At 71.2% G+C, this 14,947-nt stretch carries 10 protein-coding genes; all 10 read right to left on the reverse strand.

The window, feature by feature from the left end; all coding sequences use genetic code 11:
- Window position 1 precedes the first annotated feature (1 nt).
- Window positions 2-913 carry a hypothetical protein gene (locus H4F98_RS08415; RefSeq protein WP_182686679.1) on the reverse strand — a complete coding sequence of 304 codons (912 nt, stop codon included), beginning with the start codon at window positions 911-913 and terminating at the stop codon, window positions 2-4.
- A 12-nt stretch (window positions 914-925) separates the two neighbouring features.
- Window positions 926-2,188, reverse strand: a complete 1,263-nt coding sequence (locus tag H4F98_RS08420) for a hypothetical protein (RefSeq protein ID WP_182686681.1) — start codon at window positions 2,186-2,188, stop codon at window positions 926-928.
- Between the two features lie 37 nt (window positions 2,189-2,225).
- Window positions 2,226-3,608, reverse strand: coding sequence for a hypothetical protein (locus H4F98_RS08425; protein WP_182686683.1), 1,383 nt, complete (start codon window positions 3,606-3,608; stop codon window positions 2,226-2,228).
- Between the two features lie 76 nt (window positions 3,609-3,684).
- Entirely contained in the window at window positions 3,685-4,740 is a 1,056-nt protein-coding gene (locus H4F98_RS08430; protein WP_246373006.1) for a hypothetical protein, read from the reverse strand.
- A 40-nt stretch (window positions 4,741-4,780) separates the two neighbouring features.
- Window positions 4,781-6,895, reverse strand: a complete 2,115-nt coding sequence (locus tag H4F98_RS08435) for a hypothetical protein (protein ID WP_182686685.1) — start codon at window positions 6,893-6,895, stop codon at window positions 4,781-4,783.
- Window positions 6,896-7,076: 181 nt separating this feature from the next.
- Window positions 7,077-8,525: a S8 family peptidase gene (locus tag H4F98_RS08440; protein ID WP_182686687.1), complete on the reverse strand. Its 1,449-nt coding sequence runs from the start codon at window positions 8,523-8,525 to the stop codon at window positions 7,077-7,079.
- Window positions 8,522-9,295: a hypothetical protein gene (locus tag H4F98_RS08445; RefSeq protein WP_182686690.1), complete on the reverse strand. Its 774-nt coding sequence runs from the start codon at window positions 9,293-9,295 to the stop codon at window positions 8,522-8,524. The genes H4F98_RS08440 and H4F98_RS08445 overlap by 4 nt, the downstream gene beginning before the upstream one ends.
- Window positions 9,292-9,567, reverse strand: coding sequence for a hypothetical protein (locus H4F98_RS08450; RefSeq protein ID WP_182686692.1), 276 nt, complete (start codon window positions 9,565-9,567; stop codon window positions 9,292-9,294). The genes H4F98_RS08445 and H4F98_RS08450 overlap by 4 nt, the downstream gene beginning before the upstream one ends.
- The gene (locus H4F98_RS08455) at window positions 9,567-10,559 is read right to left on the reverse strand and encodes a hypothetical protein (RefSeq protein WP_182686694.1); all 993 of its coding nucleotides are present in this window, start codon (window positions 10,557-10,559) and stop codon (window positions 9,567-9,569) included. Before H4F98_RS08455 ends, H4F98_RS08450 begins: the two co-directional genes overlap by 1 nt.
- A gap of 10 nt (window positions 10,560-10,569) precedes the next feature.
- Window positions 10,570-14,947, reverse strand: a 4,378-nt coding sequence (locus H4F98_RS08460; protein ID WP_182686696.1) for an N-acetylmuramoyl-L-alanine amidase, incomplete at its 5' end; no start/stop codon positions are given.

Raw genomic sequence — 14,947 nt, forward strand, 5'->3', positions numbered from 1 at the left:
CTCAGGCCGCCACGGGCAGCGCCGCGACCGCGCCGGGCGCGGCTTGCGGCAGGGTCCGTGCGACGGCGCGGCCCGCCAGCCAGCGCTGCGCCGCGCCGACCAGCTCCAGGTCGGCGGGATCGACCTGGGGCGCCGGTTCGAAGGCATGCGCGGCGAGCCACAGCAGGACGGTCTGCCCGGCGCGCCCCTGGTCGACATGGCGCTGCACGCGCGAGGCATCGCCGCCGCGGCCCTGCGAGTGGATCGCCAGCAGCTGCCACAGCGACTGCACGCCGAAGGCGGACTGCAACATGCGGTCGCGCAGGAAACCCAGCGCCAGGTTGATCGTCTCCACGATCTCGCGCGAGGCCATTGCCGCCATGGGGTCGACGCGTTGCGCGAGGAAGGCGGCCAGGGTGCCGGCCGCGGCCTCGAGCACGACGCGCTCGCGCAGGTCGCTGCCGTCGGCCTGGGCGACGATCGCCTCGCACAACGCGCCCATCTGCGGCACGAACGCCGCCGGCTCGATCGCCCGCGCGAAGATCGCCTCGCGCTCGCCGGCGTCCAGGCGCTCGCGGCGTGCGCGCCAGAAGTCGTTGAGCTGGCGCGACACGGGACCCAGTGGCTGCACGATGGCGCCGCTGGCGAACAGGCCGGCCACCTGTTCGGCGGTGGCCAGCAGCCCGGCGTTCTCCAGTTCGCTCGCGAAATACAGGGGCGCGGCGGCCGCCAGTCGGCTGCGATCCTGCGGTCCCGGCGCGCCCGCGGGCAGGTCGATCGCATCCCACAGCACGTCGCCGGCCGACTGCGCGCGCGCCAGGGTCGCGACCTCCCGCGCCAGCACCGCCTGCGCCAGCGACAACGCCCGCAACAGGCCGTCGTGCGGGTGCCGGGGCGGCAGCGGGACGTCCGGCGGTGGCGTGGCCAGGCGCATCGTCCAGTCGCCTCAGGCGCCCGCGGCCCCGCCGGCGGCCGCGCGGGTGGAGGGCACGTAGTTGGGGTCGATCGGCGTGGAATTGCCCTGGATGGCGGCGATCATCGCCGGCGACGCCAGTTTTTCCATCGGGAAGTAGTCGGACTTGAAGTTCACCCGCACCTCGCCGGTCAGCTTGGCCTTCATGTCCTGCTTGGACTCGGACTCTTCGTCCACCGACGAGGCCACCGTGGTCATGTGGGTCTGCACGTTGGTGTTGGCGGTCGCCGCACCGCCCCAGCCGAAGTGCGCGCCGGCGACGGTGGTGTTGCGGTTGTAACTGGTGTCGCGGTCGTGCAGCGAGGCGGCGGCGCTGCGCTTGGCCTCGTCGGAGGCACGGAAGTCGAACACGACCTTGGCATTGATCGCGCCGTCGGTGATGACGATGCGATTGATCCCCAGGATCACCATCGACGACAACAATTGCTGTCGACTGCGCGCCATCTGCATGCGTGCGGCCTGCACCAGGCGACCTTCCTGCTCGGGGTCGCTGAGGTCGGTCAACGGCTTGTCGATCTGTATCTCCTGGCTGACCCGCGGCAGCACGTCCTGCGCCTTGTCCTCGTCGAGCAGGGCCAGACGCGGGCCGCCGGCCTCGTCGAAGCCGTCGCCGCCGCTGGTGTCGATGCGGAAGTCCGCGGGAAAGCGATCGACCAGCCAGTCGCGCGCGTTGTTCATCGATATGTTGTCCGACGCGAACTGGTCGACCGTCTGGGCGACCGACTTGAGCAGTTCGCCGTAGGCGCGCATCTGCTGGATGGAGGCATCGACGATGGCCTGGAAGACGTTCTGGATCAGCCCGCCGACGAAGGCCGGGAAGTCGACCGAGCCGATGTACTTGCGGAAGTTGCCGGCGCCCTGCTCCACCGACCCGGCCTCGAAGTCGCTGCCGGCGAAGGTGCCCACCTTCTCGGAGGCCTTGCGCTTGGCCGCGTCGACCTCGCCGGCGAGAGCGCGCGCCAGTCCGGCGTCGGGCGCGTCGTCCTTGGCCAGCACGCCGCGACCCGGCGTCAGTTCCTGCTTGGCCAGGCCGTCGGGATTGGACATGTACGACGCCACCCGCACCATGTTCCTCGCCAGTTCCTGCTGTTCGGCGACCGGCAGTTGCCGGAAGCCCGGCGAGGCCTCCAGCAGGTGACGTACCTGCGGCCGCACGGCCGACAGGGTGTCGTCGTCCAGCCAGGCCTGGCCAGGCCCTGCCGGGCCGCGGATGGCGCTTCGCACGGGTTCGCTCATGGCGTGGGCTCCGTGTCGGGGGGCCGGACCGCGCCGCTCAAGGCGACGCCGGGGCCGGCGCGGGGGTCGGGTTCGCGGTGGAGGCCGGCGCCTGGCCGCCGGCGGCGGCGGGCGGCGCGGGCGCCGGTCGACCGGCCATCGTCTTGACCATGCCCGGCTGCGCGTTCATCTGGATCGCGGCGATCGCCTCGGGATTGGCCATCTTCTCCAGCGGCAGGTAGTCGCTCTTGAAGTTGACCTCGACCTGGCCGGCCAGGCTGGCGCGCGCCTGCAGCGAGGCATCGTTCTGCAGCTGCGACGTGCTCATCATCTTGATGATCGGCTTCTCGGTGTACTTGTAGTCGCCCTTGGCATAGGAGTTGCCGCCTTCGCGCGCGGGACCGCCGCCCCACCCGGTCCGCACCACGTTGCCGTCCTTGTCGCGCACGGCGGTGCCCTGCTCGTTGCTGCGCTCGTAGGTGCCCTCCCGGCCCTGGGTCTTGACGACATTGCCGAAGGCGTCCTTCTCGTGGTCGAACTTGGTGGCGCTGTAGCGGTACTTCAGGTTGTCGCGCGCCTGGAAGTCGTACATGACCTTGGCCGAGATGCGACCGTCGGTGACGACGATGCGGTTGATGCCCAGCATCACCAGCGTGGCCAGCAGCTGCTGGCGCCCGGTGGCGATCTGGGTCCGCGCCGCGGGCACCAGCAGCGCCTCGACCAGTTCGTCGTCGAGCCGCGTCAGCGGCTTCTCCAGCGGCAGCGACTGGTTGATGCGCTCGATCGCGCGACGCTCGTCGATGTCGGGACGCACCACCACGCGCGGCTCGGTGCTGGCCGGCTCGTCGCCGAAGCCGCCGAAATCGCCCCAGTCGCCGCCGCCCATCTGCAGCTGGAAGATGTCCGGGAACTGCTCGACCAGCTGGTCGCGGCCCTGGTTCTGGGTGGTGTTGTCGTCGCGGAACTGGTTGAGGCTCTTGGAGACGTCCGCGACCAGCTTGGCGTAGGCCTCCATCTGCTGGATCGACGAGGTGACGATTGAATTGAACACGCCGTCGATCAGGCCGGTGACGAAGTCGGTGAAGTTCACCGCGTCCATCAGCGCACCGGCCTGCTGCACGCCGGTCTTCAGCGCGGTGCCGAACTCGGGCTGGTCGGCATTGGGCAACGGTTCGCCGTCGTCGCCCGCCAGTGCACGCACCTGCGGGCTCTGCTGTCGCGGCGCCAGGCGGATGCCATCGGGCTCGGCGAGGTAGCTGCCGATCTGCACCAGACCCTTGGCCAGGGCCTCGCGCTTGTCCGCCGGCAACTCGCCGAAGGCGTCGGCCTGTTCCAGCATCTGCCGGACCTTGCGGCGCACGGTGTCGGTGGTCTCACGGCTGGCCATCGGTGCGGCGGCGGCCCGGGCCGCGGGAACGGTCTTGGGAAAGATGGCGGACATGGCCTTGGCTCCAGGGTTCGGCGTGGCGGGTATCGGTGGCGCCGGCGCGCATCGGCCCCGGCGACTGCAGGCATCGCTACTGCAAGGCGCGCGCCTCCTCGATGTGTTCGCGCATTTCGAATTCGATCGGGCGCACGTACAGGCTGATCCGGGCCGGCGAATGCGGCGTCACCCGGATGCTGAGCACCGAGAAGTGCCCCTGCTCGTTGGCTTCCATGCCGAAGGCCTCCAGCCAGCGCGCCAGCGCCGCGAGTTGCCGCGGCCTCTCGGCCAGTCCCAGCTTGAGCAGGTCGAGGAAGCGGCCGGGCAGGTCGGGGATCGCCGCGAGCAGGATCTCCAGCTTCATCTCCACGCCCTCGGGCTTGTTGCGCATGCCGATCAACACCCCGCCCGGCGGCAGCTCGAAGCGGCCGCCCAGGGCCACGCCGACGATGCGCATCAGGCTCGGCAACTGGTGGCCGATCCCAAGCCGGTTCATCAGCGGCCCCAGCGCGGACACGGCCAGCGGGCCGCGATGGAGGAAGGTCACGCGCTGGCTGCCGGCCTCGCGGTTGCAACCGATCGAAGTGAAGATCGGCATCAGGCTGGGCATCTCGTTCATGGCCTGGCGGGTCAGCCGCGCCAGGGGCGGCGCCAGCGCGTCGATCTGGGTCGGCAGCAGCTCGTAGTAGATCTTGGTGGCGTACAGCCCATCCTCGTCGAAGGCACTGCCGAACCAGGCGCCATAGCTCATCCAGCCCAGCCCGCCGAAGCCGCGCCATTCCTCGCTGCGCGAGTCGAACCAGCGCAGCGCGTCGCGACCGAAGACCGGGCACACGAGCCGGCGCATCTCGCGCGTGGCTTCGTCGCGCCGGGCGACCGGCGACGCATCGGGGCCCAGCGGCTCGATGGTGAAGCGGAGCGTGTCGGGCTCGGCCTCGGAGAACGACGGCTCGTAAGGCACCGCGCCGGGGGTGAGGGCGTTGCGCGTGTACGACACGTCGTCTTCGGGGAGGCTGAAGGTGCGGTCGATGAGCGTGTCCAGGTAGGGCAGCGGATCGCGCGTGCCCAGCGCCCGCGCCGCCGTGCTCAGCGAACGCTTGACGTGGGCCGCCATCGGCCGCTTGCCGCTGGCACTTCGTTGCATGTTCATGGCGTGGTTTCCATGGCGGTGGGTGCGGGGTGGCGTGGCGTCACATCGGCGGCATCGCGCCATTGAGGCCTTCGCCGATGCCACCGGTCAGCGACTCGAGCGCGTCGCGCGCGAACGCGGGCATCTCGATCGGCTTGCTGGTGATCACGGGCGACTCGACCGGCTGCGCGAACTGCTCGACGTGGTCGTCGTTGACGCCGCCGACCGCCAGCCACTGCTCGCAGGCCTGCACCAGGTCCCAGTCGTTGGGCTCCACCGTGGGCCGGTCGCTGCCGCGCAACTGCCGGTTGGTCAACGCGTTCATGTCGATCACCTCGCCGAAACGGCCGCCCAGGCGCTGGTGGTGGTTGGCCAGCCAGCGGATGATCACCGCGCCGGCGTGGGCCTGGGTGCGGTAACGATGCGTGTTGCGCGCGCCGCCGAGATAGTTGGCGTTGACCTGGTCGACGACCTGCCAGATGTCGCGCGCGCCGAACGCGGTGCGGATCTCCGGGTCGTTGAGCTTCTCCAGGTACTCGCGGATCATCGACTGCAGCTCGGTCGCCGCGAAGTAGGCGATGCCGTAGCCGTGCAACGACAGGTTGGCCGCGAGGTCGCGCCCGGCCTTGCGGACCTGTTCCTGCGAGACCGCGACCGGGATGTTGCTGCGCAGCAGCCGGTCGACCGTGAGCTGGCGCGAGAACGAGGAGACCGCCGACAGGAAGCGCAGCCACAGGTCGTTGAACTCGCGGTTGGGCTGGTTGGCGTTGGGGTCGCCGCCGGGCGCGCCGAACATGCGCATGTACAGGTCGCGCCGCTCACCCTCGGTGATCCGGTCGACGGCCCGCTTGTAGTAGTTGAACAGGTAGTCGCCGGCCTTGCCCCGTCCCAGCGGCAACAGGCCGGCGCGGAACAGTTCGACGATGCGTTCGACGACCTGCGGCAGGTGCATCTCCTCGAGCATCCAGGAGAAATAGATCGCCTGCACCGCATGCAGGTTCTCGCGGACGATCTCGACATCGGTGCTTTCGTCCAGGTCGGGCAGCTCGATCGAGGTCGAGGACGGCGGCGCCCCCGATACCACGCCGGTGTCCATGTCGTAGGCGTTCTGGATGCGGCTGGCCAGCCAGGCGTCGTTGGCGCTGACCTTCTCGTTGGCCAGGCGCCTGACCGCAGCCGCGACGTTGCGGCTGCTCAGCGCGCAGATGGTCTCGCCGGGGGCCGGCTCGAAGCCGGCCTGAGTGGCGCGGATGCTCGCCGCGATCGCCGCGTCGCTGGCTTCCTGCCGGGCGTCCCTGGCGACCTCTGCGGCGGCCTTCGCCTCAGCGGCTGCCATCTTGGCCTGCGCGGAGGCGGCCTCCGCGGCCTTGGTCGCGAGCGTCAACGCGCGCTTGGCGGCGGTGACCGCCCTGGCATCGCGCGGGCGCGCCGCCTCGAGCGCTTCGAGCTCGGTCTGCCGCTCCTTGCGGGTCCGGTCGAGCGCCTTCGCCGACTCGGCGGCGGACTGCGCCGCGCGCTCGGCCTCGCCGGCACGCGCCACGGCGCCCTGGGCGGCAGTGATCGCCGCACGCTTGGCTATCGCATGGTCGAGCACTTCGTTGCGGCTTTGGGGATCGCCGCCGGGCTCGACGCAGCCGACGATGCCCGGATCGGCCAGGCCGGCGTCGATCTGGGACTTCAGGCTCACCTCGTAGCGCTGCCCCAGGTGGGCATACACGGCATCAAACAGCGCCCGGTGGCGACGGTACTCGCCCTGCGCCCGGCTGATCCGTTCGACGAAGTCGGGGCGGTCCGAATCGGTGTAGCCCTCGACCTGCAACAGGCCGCAGATGGATGCGATCTCACGTTCGTTCGCCTCCAGCGGATCGAGCAGGTTGCCCAGCATGCGCTGGCTGCCCATCAGGCCGTACTCATGGACGAACGCGTTCTGGCGGCGCAGTTCGCTCCAGTCCTTCTGCTGGTGGGTGGCGGCCACCAGCCGGTAGAACGGATCGATCACCGCGTCGCTGGCGAGCTGGCGGCGGATGCGCGCCAGTTCGTCCAGTTGCTTGCTGTTGAGTCCGCCGCTGGTGTCGGCGGTCTTCTCGAGGGTCTCGAGGAATTGCTGGCGGGCACGCAGCTCCTGGCGCTTCTTCAGCTCGCGCTCGCCCAGGTCGACCAGCAGGATACGTTTCATGACTGTTCTCTCTCATCGGGAACGGAGTGGTGGAAGCCGGCATGCCGCTCGGCGCCGGTAACGGGTGCCACGGGGCCCACTGGCTTGCGGGACTGGCTGGAACTTCGATGGCTCGCCATGGGGGTCTCCTCGGCAGCATTGCGGTGGTGCGTTCGCGACCCGGGGTCGCGTGGGGCGGTCCTCAGGCCGGCATGGCCGGGGAGCCGCGTGGGAATGGGGAGAGGGCCGCCTGGTGCGGATCGGGCGCGTCGTCCGATTCCAGCGCAATGTCGCGGTCGATCCGGCGGTCGAGCAGGCGCAGCGCCGCCAGCGCGTCGAGGACGCCCTTCCCGCAGCCACCCACGCCGGCGCGCCCGAACGGTCGCGCACTGCTCGCCAACAGGTCGCGGGCTTCGTGGCTGTCCAGTGGCCAGGCGCGTCGCTGCGCCCGCGATGCCAGCAGCGCACAGGCGGCTGCGACGAACGGCGCGGCGAAACTGGTGCCGGTGGCGCTCTGGTAACCCTGCAATCCGCAGGTCGGGATGGCGCGCCCGGGTGCGCAGACCGCGACGTGGTCGCCGTGCGTGCTGAACGCCGCCGGCTCCATCGCGCGGTCGACCGCGCCCACGGCGATCACGCCGTCGTGGGCCGCCGGGTAGAAGCGCTCCTCCAGGCCCGAATTGCCGCTGGCGGCGACCAGGATCACGCCGCGCGCCAGGGCATACCGGATGACTTCCTCGTGCGGCAGCGGTGCATCGGCCGACAGCGCCGACTCGGGCGTGCCGAAGCTCATGTTGATGACTTTCACGTTGAGGTCGATCAGGCGCTTCATGCCGGCATCGATGTTGTCCAGCGCGCCGACGCCGAAGCGCTTGTTGCCCGGACCCAGCGCCGCGCCGAGCACGCGTACCGGGGTCAGGCCGCAGGCGCCCGCGCCGCCGCGGGCGATGCCGCGACCGAGCGCGGACAGGATGCCGGCGCATCCGGTGCCGTGGCCGACCTCGTCCTGCGGCTGCTCGCCGCGGTGGCGGAAATCGCCGACGAGCGTGAGCCCGCCGACCGCGTCCGGATCGAGATCGACGCTGTCGAAGCCGGCGCGCAGCCGCGCCTTCAGCTCTTCGTGCTCCAACGCCACGCCGGTATCGGCCAGGCCGACGACGGTCGCCGCATCGCCGGGCTCGTACGCCAGCGCCTGCGGCAGGTGGATCAGCGTTTGCGGCCAGGACGGGTCAGCGAGCGACGCGCTGGCATCGACAGCGCCATCGGCGGCGAATGGCCCGCGGCAGAGGTGGTCTGCGCCCACGCGTTCGACCACCGGCACCTCGGCCAGTGCCTGCAGCAGGGCCGGCAGGCCGGCCGGGTCGCGGATCTCGATGCGCAACACCCGCGCCACCCCGGACAACTGTTCGACGTCGTCGAAGCGGCGCGCACCGGCCACCGGACGCTCCACCCGCCGCCGCCTGGCGCTATGCAGCCGGGTCGCGCGGAAGGCGCCGCCATGGTGGCGCAGCAGGCGGTCGATGACGCCGCCGTCGATGCATTCGGCCTTCTGCGTGCCATAGCCGAACACCGCGCGCAGGCCCGGCACGTGTTCGGGCATCTCGCCCAGGCGCAGGGTCAGCAGCAGGCGGCCGGGGACGTGGGCGTTCATGGCGCACTCCACTGGCCGAGCTGGCCTTCGCTGAGGCGGATGCGGGCGACTTCGCCCTCGCCGAAGTCGACCTCGGCGTCGCAGCCCATCTGGGCGGCCAGCGGCGCCAGCACGATGCGGCCGTCCTCCGACTCGACCACCGGCACGGCTTCGCCGGCGGCGCGCACCAGCGGCAGGCGACCGCCGCGCAGGGTCGGCGTGCTCATGTGCACCCGGCCCGCCCGCGCGTCCGCGGTGCCGGCCTCAACGCGCGTCACTCTCGGCGCGGCGGCACCCATCAGGGCCTGCTGCAGGCGGTTGACCGGCATCCTCGACAGCCGCGCGATGACGTCGGCGCCGGCGGTCTTCTTGAGTTCGTTGAGCTGGGTGACGGTCCGCACGCCGATGCGCTCCAGGCGTCGCTGGTCGTCTTCGCTGAGGCTGTCGCCCAGCGCTTCGCGCAGGCTGAAGCGCGGGTCCTCGGCTTTGTAGTCGACAGCGTTCTCCTCGATCATCGGCCTGGTGATCGTGGTCAGCGCGAGCTTGATCGTGCTCGCCTCCGATTCGCCCGGGCCGGCGGGCCGCAGGAAGACGTCGTCGTCGATCATCTGCACGAAGGCGCGCAGGTCGAGCGAGACCTCCTTCACCGCGAACGTCAGCGGCAGCTTGCCGACGCGGGCCTTGATCGCCATCGCTGCCTGCGCCTTGTCCAGCTGTTCGGTCAGGGACTGGATGAACAGGTCGAACGGAATGCCGCTGTCGCGCAGCAGCGGGGGCATCTGCGCGCTCATGGCCGCCCTCCCCCGTCCACCCGGACGCCCTCGCCCGACGCATCCGCCTGTTGCCAGGCCAGGCACAGGCGCGACGGGGAGGCCGTCCAGTCGTCGCTACCGAGGCGGCGGGGCACGTCGGCGAGCAGCACGCAACCGCCATCGCGCAGCACCGGACGCAGCTCCAGCGGCAGCGTCATCTCGACCCCCGACAGCTGCACGCCGCCGCGCGCCTCGACGGCGAGCAGCCCCTCGTGGAGTTCCTCCAGCAGCCGGGACAGTTCACGCAGCATCACCCGGTCCCTCCGGCGGCCGGCGCGCCTTCGGGCGCGGCGGGGGCGGCGGGCGCCGTCACCTGCGGCGGCGCGGCCGGGCGCATCGCCGGCGAGTGTCGCTGCACCAGGGCCGCCTTGGCGGGCTCGACCATGCGGTCGAGCGGGAGCGTCTCGCTGACGAAGTTCAGCTTGACCTCGCCGAACAGGTCGGCGCGCACGTTGGATTCGTTCTGCGCGTTGACCGCGACCGTCGACACCATCGTCGAGCTCTGGCCCTCGTAGCTCAGGCTGCCGCGCTCGCCCCAGTTGGCCACCGCCTTCGGGTCGGTGCCGGCGGCATAACCGACCTTGGCCGCGTCCTGCGCGGCGGCGCGGAACATCACCTTGCTGGTGATGCTGCCGTCGCGCACGACGACGCGGTTCATGCCGAGCATGACCATCGTCGCCAGCAGTTGCTGCCGCTCGCCGCCGACCTTCAGGCGCACCTGGGGCACGATGCGTTCTTCCAGCAGCTCGGCGCTCAGGACCTCGCCCTCGATGCCGAAGTCGGCGAGCCACGCCGGTTCCAGGTCGTCGCTGCGCGGGACCAGTCGCGGTTCCAACCGTTCGCCGCCGTCGGGCAACAGCAGTTGCACGTCGCCGGGATAGCGGGTGGCCAGCCAGTCGCGCGCCTGGTTGGGGGTGACGTTCTCCTCGGTGAACTGCTCCAGCGTCTTCGCCACCGAGGTGACGAGGCTGGAGTAGCTCTCCATCTGCCGGATCGAGGCATCGACGATGGCGTCGAAGGTGCCATGGACGAGCTGCGCGACGAAGCCGGGGAAATCGATCTCGTTGACCATGGCACCGGCGCGGCGGGCGATCGTTTCGGTCGCTTGCGGCCGTGGCGCGGCCGGCGTGTTCGCCGCGGGCGCGGCGGCCGCCGGCGTGGCCGGGCCGGCCAATGCGCGCGCCGTCGCCACGCCCGGACGGGGCGGGAAGATGCGGTTGCCGCTGCCATTGCGCTCGGTCACGTCGCGATCCTCAGGCCTTCGCCACCCACTGGTTATGCCGCTCGTGGCGACCATCGCCCAGCAGTCGCAATTCGATGCGGGCGAGCGGGCTGCCGGCCTCCAGGCCGACGAAGCGGTAGTCGATGCCGACTTTCAGCGCGGCCACGCCGTCGACGTCCTCGCCCGGCTCGATCCGGGCCATCACGTCGACGCCATGGTCCAGGCCCAGGGCATCGGCCGGCGCCTGTCGCAGGCGCGCTTCGACGTCCTCCAGGCCCTCCGGCGTTTCGGAGACGATCAGGCGCGGGCCTTCGTCGCCCGCGTCCGCGCTCGCGATGGGCACGATGCGGACCTCGCCCACCGCCCCGCCAGCGGCGCGGAAGCGCAATGCCAGGGGCAAGGGCGCGGCTTCGCCTTCCAGCGCCGGCCAGTCGGCGAGGTCCACCTGCACGTCGGTCGCTTCGACCTCGCCAGCGACGGCCGGGGTCGCCGGGGCCTTCATGCCCTCCAGTTGCTCCAGCGCCCAGGTGCTGGCGCCGGCGCTGCCACGCCGCAGGGTCATGCGCGTGCCGGGTACCCGGCTGGGCTCGATCGCCTCGACGCGGTCGACGGCCCCGGCATCGGGCGCAACGTCCTCCGACAGGGCATGAGACGCGGGCGCCGGCGCCAGGCGGATCGCCCCGCCGCGGCCCAGGGATTGCGCGGTCGCGGTCGTCGCGCCGTCCGGCAGGTAGAGCACCCGCCAGTTGCCGTAGTCAGGCTCGGCCATGTTGCCGAAGGCCGACGCGAAGTCCTCGAACGACAACCAGTCCTCGTAGCCCGCGTTGGGCGGGTTGAACGCGACCGGATCGGCGTCGAAGGCCACGCGCGTGTCCCAGGGATTGAGCACCTTGACCTCGCTGGCGGCGGCATCGTCGAGATCGCCACGGATGCCGGCGACCACGACGGCATGCGGGGCGCCGACGATCACCACCCACAGCGGTCCGTGGGCCGCGAGCCAGCGCGCCCACTGCCGGGGCGCGTGGTACAGGCTGGTGTTGGAGGGTTGCGCGATCGCCTCGAAGCCGAAGCGCCCGCGTACCGCCTCCAGCAACTCCCACCCGTACGAGCTGGCCAACGACGCCCCAACCTGCGCCGCCAGGTCGCCCGGGGCGAAGGACGCGCGGCCACGATGGGACAGCAGCATCGCCATCGCGGCGGCCCAGCAGGCGTTCTTGTCGGGCTGCGGGACCAGCTGCACGTCGAAGTCCGACGGCGCCCCGCCCTCCTCCGCGCGCGTCGCGTCCTCCTGCTCGGCCAGGCCAAGCGTGGTGCTGCGACCCTCGATCCAGGCGATCTTGGCGTCGGTGAGGCGACAGCCGCGGTTGAGGTCGGGCGCGGCCGCGACGCTGCTGACGTGCACGCCCACCACGTAGGCTTTCATCGCCCCGCCGCGGTCGCTCAGGTAGTACACCGGCGAGCCGCTGGCGCGCTTGAGCGTCATGATCGGATAGTCGAAGGTGCTATCGCCCGCGCCTAGCGCGGCGATGTAGCCGGCATGCAGGTGCTGCTTGTAGCCGTCGATCGCGGCGGTCAGTTCCGGCACCCGGTCCGAACGCGAGGAATAGCCGCAGACCACCACGCCCTCGGGCCGCGACTGGCGCAGCTCCTCCAGGGCGTCGAACCAGCGGCCGTTGGGCGCGGGACTGGGCACGTTGTCGATCACCGCCAGATCGAACGCGGCATTGCGGCCGCGGTAACTGGCGGGCACGCGCCACTGGCGCCGGCGCACGTTGAAGCGGCCGAAGGGTTCGGTGCCACCACCGCCCTGCCCGTTCTTGCCCGGGACCACGTCGACGCTGGCGATGCCGGCATCGTGCAGGTTGTGCCCGCAGGTCAGGATGCGGCGGTCACCGATGTAGAACCCGGTGCCGCGCCCGAGCACGCGCCCGGAGGCATCCTTCATCTCCAGCAGGCAGATCGCCGAGTGCGGGAAGATCGTGGTGTTGGGGACGCCGGCGAACCACTCCTCGCGCGCCTGGCTGAAGGCATCGGCCTGGCAGACCAGCGCACTCGAGGGATCGGCGGGGTCGTAGAACGGGGTGATGATCTCCTGCGCCGTCGCATACGCACCCTGGGACGTCGCCGCGGGCGCCTGCAGCGCCGCGACCGCCTGCCGGACGCATTCCATGTAGCGGTCCCAGTCCCAGATCGAGCTCGGGCAGTCGTGGTTGTCGGCCGGCGATATCTCGTGGTGGCCGCGGATGTGCTCGCGGTCGGGGGCGATGCCGTGCTGCCGGCACAGCCAGGCCACCAGGCCCGCCGAGGCTTCGTACTGCGCGTCGGTCGGCGGCAGGTCGCGCGGATTGGAGCGGCCGGGCTTGTTGGCGTTGTGCTCGATGCCGATGCTGCGCGAGTTGGCCTGCGATGCATGGTGCGCGGTGTCGGCGTCGTGCACCATCTGCACCACCTCGCCGTCGCGGCCGACGACGTAGTGGGCGCTGCTGCGGATCGGCTTGCCGGTGCGCTCGTTGACCCGATCGCCGTTCTGGAACCAGGCGATGGTGCCGTTGATGCTGGGCCCGCCCGCGGTGATGTGGATCACGATGCGGTCGAGCACGCGATCGCGCCGGCGACCGCGGGTGTAGTTGCGAGCGTGGGCGGCGGCGAAGCGGCTCGCCCCCGGATAGTCGGGGGCCTCGCCGGTCAGCGCGCGCGCCTCCCAGGACTGGGCGTGGGAGGTGGCATCGACCGGCTCGTCCACGGTGATGCCGATCGCATCGGGATCCCCTGCATCGCCACCGTCTGGCGAGACATGCGCGGCTTCGCCGACGTCGGCGTCGGCGTCGAGCGCGAAGCTGGTCGCGCGGCCCTCTATCCAGTCGATCTTCGAGGGGGTGATGAAGCAGCCGCGGTTGAGGCCGCGGTCGACCGGCTCGCCGCTCACGTGCACGGCGCAGATGCGTGCCTCGAGCTGGCGCCCGGAGCCGGTCACCGTATAGACCGGCGAACCGCTCGCACCCATCAGCGAGAGGATCGGATAGTCGATGGTGTCGGGCGTCGGCGCCTCGCTGACGTAGCCGCCGTGCAGGTGCTGCTTGTCGCCGTCGATGATCACGTCCAGTTGCGGCACCTTCCGGGAGCCGGCCGAGTAGCCGCAGACCACGACCGGCAGCTCGGTCGACGGACTCGCGTTGAGGAAGCGGAAGAACTGGCCGTGCGGCGCGTCGATCGGCACGTTGTCGATGACCGCCAGGTCGTTGTCCCAGTTGCCCGGACCGGTGTAACGCGGCGCCACGCGCCAGGACGAAGCGTTGACCGTGGTTTCGCCGAAGGGCTTGGCCCCGCGTCCATTGCGACCGGGGATGATCCGCACCCGTGCCTTGCGATGCAGGTTGTGGGCGCAGGTGAGGATGCGGTTGCGGCCGATGTAGAAGCCCGTGCCCTGGTACTGGCGGCCGTCGGGCGCGGTCATGATCAGCTGGCAGATCGCCGAGTGCGGGAACTGCCGGGTATCGGACACGCCGGAGAACCACTCCTCCCGCGCCTGGCTGAACGCATCGCGCGTGCATTGCAGCGCGGTCGCCGGATCGCGCGGGTCGTAGAACGGCGCGATGATCTCCTGCGCCCTCGCCACGGCGCCCGCACCGCGCAGCGCCTGCGTGGTGGACGTCGCGCCGGGCTCATGGCAGGTGCGCGTGGTGACCATGTCCATGTAGTAGTCCCAGTCCCAGACCGCGTTCGGGCAGCCGGTATGGGTGGTCGCGGTGTCCGCTTCGGCATGGCCGAGCACATGGGTGCGGTCGGCGGGGATGCCGTACTGGTCGCACAGCCAGGTGACCAGGGCCGCGGACGCGCACATCTGCGCCGGGGTCGGCCGCAGGCCCCGCGTGTTGGCGACGTGCTCGATGCCGATGCTGGTGCCGTTGGCCGAGCGGGCGTGCCAGGCGACGTCGTCGTGGCGCACCATCTGCACGACCTCGCCGTCCTGGCCGATGACGTAGTGCGCGCTGACCCGTGCCTGCGGGTTCTGGAACCAGCCGATGGTGCCGTTGATGTTGGCGCCGCCATCGGTGATGTGGATGACGATGCGCTCGATCCTGCGCGCACCGGAGGTGGCGCGGAAGTTGCCGCCGTGGGCGGCGACGAAGCGGTCGGCCTGCGGGTATTCCGGCGACGGGGCCGCGAGCGCGCGCGGGCTGCGCGACTGTGCCCGCGCGGTGGCGACGTCGTCGGGGATCGGCGCCTCGATGCCGCGCCGCGCATCGTCGTCGGGAGTCGCGGTGAACGCGCGCGTGGGCGGCGTGCGCCAGGCCTGTGCCGTCGCCGGCGGGGCGCCGGCGCCCGCATCGGGCCCGGTCGCGGGGCTGGCGCCGTCGGTCGCCGGGCTCGCATGCCCGTTGGGTCGGGCAGCGCCCGCCTCCGGTGCC

Source organism: Marilutibacter spongiae (genome assembly GCF_014145325.1).
GTDB lineage: Bacteria > Pseudomonadota > Gammaproteobacteria > Xanthomonadales > Xanthomonadaceae > Marilutibacter > Marilutibacter spongiae.

Coding starts and splice junctions, on each gene's coding strand:
- H4F98_RS08415 (WP_182686679.1), bottom strand. CDS start 913: ATGCGCCTGGCCACGCCACCGCCGGACGTCCCGCTGCCGCCCCGGCAC.
- H4F98_RS08420 (WP_182686681.1), bottom strand. CDS start 2,188: ATGAGCGAACCCGTGCGAAGCGCCATCCGCGGCCCGGCAGGGCCTGGC.
- H4F98_RS08425 (WP_182686683.1), bottom strand. CDS start 3,608: ATGTCCGCCATCTTTCCCAAGACCGTTCCCGCGGCCCGGGCCGCCGCC.
- H4F98_RS08430 (WP_246373006.1), bottom strand. CDS start 4,740: ATGAACATGCAACGAAGTGCCAGCGGCAAGCGGCCGATGGCGGCCCAC.
- H4F98_RS08435 (WP_182686685.1), bottom strand. CDS start 6,895: ATGAAACGTATCCTGCTGGTCGACCTGGGCGAGCGCGAGCTGAAGAAG.
- H4F98_RS08440 (WP_182686687.1), bottom strand. CDS start 8,525: ATGAACGCCCACGTCCCCGGCCGCCTGCTGCTGACCCTGCGCCTGGGC.
- H4F98_RS08445 (WP_182686690.1), bottom strand. CDS start 9,295: ATGAGCGCGCAGATGCCCCCGCTGCTGCGCGACAGCGGCATTCCGTTC.
- H4F98_RS08450 (WP_182686692.1), bottom strand. CDS start 9,567: ATGCTGCGTGAACTGTCCCGGCTGCTGGAGGAACTCCACGAGGGGCTG.